The organism is Microbispora oryzae (genome assembly GCF_017896165.1).
Lineage (GTDB): Bacteria > Actinomycetota > Actinomycetes > Streptosporangiales > Streptosporangiaceae > Microbispora > Microbispora oryzae.
This window is the reverse complement of record NZ_JAFCNB010000054.1, coordinates 1-1,749: the sequence shown is the minus strand read 5'-3', so window position 1 is coordinate 1,749 and position 1,749 is coordinate 1. Positions and strand designations below refer to the sequence as shown.

1 protein-coding gene is annotated in these 1,749 nt (G+C 63.2%); it reads right to left on the bottom strand.

Features of this window, described 5'->3' with window-relative positions; all coding sequences use genetic code 11:
* Window positions 1-1,719 (bottom strand): PKD domain-containing protein (locus tag JOL79_RS33475; protein ID WP_230985970.1); only part of this gene is annotated, 1,719 nt, incomplete at its 3' end.
* Between the last annotated feature and the right edge of the window lie 30 nt (window positions 1,720-1,749).

The following is a 1,749-nucleotide window of genomic DNA, read 5'->3' as shown; positions in this document are numbered from 1 at the left end:
CTGCACACCCTGCATCGCAGCGAAATGCTCCGCCTGCCGATGACGCGGCTGCAACGTATGAATATCCGTCGTCGTCAACCCACCCGAATCGGTGTAAGAGGCGACGAACACCCCATACAGGTTCGCCGCGGCGTCATGCTCACCATCGACCGGCACCGCGATCGACCCACTACACCCCGACTTACCCGTGATCTGATGACTGTGACTGTCATGCCCCAGGAAATAGGTGACCGTCACCTTCGAACAGTCCAACGCCCCATCCTCGGCGTCACTACCCGACACCTGGAACGGCACCGTGTCACCGAAGGAGAACAACTGCCCATCCACCGGCAACGACATGCTGACCACCGGCGCCGTGTTCCCCACCGTCACCACCAGACTCGCCGTACCCGTCAACCCCTGCGGATCCCGCACCGTCAACGTCGGCGTATACGTCCCATTCGCCGTATACGTATGCGACGGGTTCGCCGCCGTCGAAGTCCCGCCGTCACCGAAACTCCACGAATACGTCAGCGCCCCACCCTCAGGGTCGGAACTACCCGCCGAAGAGAACGTCACCGCCAACGGCGCCGCACCCGACGTCGTGTTCGCCGCCGCCTTGGCCACCGGATTCCGGTTCGCCGTCCCGATGTACTCGATCCGATACAGCGCCTGGTTGTTGCTACCCGTGCCGTAATCCAGCACATACAACGCACCATCCGGCCCGAACGCCATATCCATCACCTGCGTACCCGACCACGGGAACGCCGAGATCTCCCCACGCGAACCGTCGCTCTTGACCTCGATCGCCTTGATCCACTTCCGGCCGTACTCCCCCGCGAAGAACCGCCCGTCCAACGACTGCGGGAACTTGACCGCCGAACTCGAACTCGGATCGAACCGATACACCGGACCACCCATCGGCGACTCCGACCCCGACCCGAACTCCGGCGGCGAACCCGAATCACCCGCATACTTGATCCACGCCGGCTTCGCCGCCGGCAACGTCGTCAGACCCGTGTTCCGGAACGAGTTGTTCGTCGGACCACCCGAACAGTTGAACTTCCCCAACGACGGCCCATTCGGGAACGTCCACTCCCCATAGGTCTCCGACGCCGTGTTCGACCCCGTACAGTACGGCCACCCGAAGTTCCCCGGACCCGTGATCCGGTTGAACTCCACCTGACCACTCGGCCCACGATTCGCGTCCGACGTCCCCGCATCCGGCCCGTAATCACCCAGATAGACCACACCCGTGGCCTTGTCCACCGACATCCGGAACGGGTTACGCAACCCCATCCCATAAATCTCCGGCCGCGTCTTCGCCGTCCCCGGCGCGAACAGATTCCCCGACGGGATCGTGTACGACCCATCCGCCTCCGGATGGATCCGCAGCAACTTCCCCCGCAGATCATTGGAGTTGGCCGCCGTCCGCTGCACGTCATACTGCGGATTACGATCCGACCGCTCATCCAGCGGCGCGTACCCACCCGACTCGAACGGGTTACTGTCGTCCCCCGTCGTCAGATACAGGTTGCCCTGCGCATCGAAGTCGATGTCACCACCCACATGGCAACACATCCCCCGATCGTTGGCCACCTCCAGCACGACCTTCTCACTGGCCAGATCCAGCGTGTCGTCCGACTTCAACGTGAACCGGGACAGATTCAAATGCCCCTTCCACTGATCGAACTGCGACTGCGTCCCACTGGCCGGCGCGTCCCCGCTCGGCGTGCTCAACCGAGGCGAGTAGTACAACCACACATACCG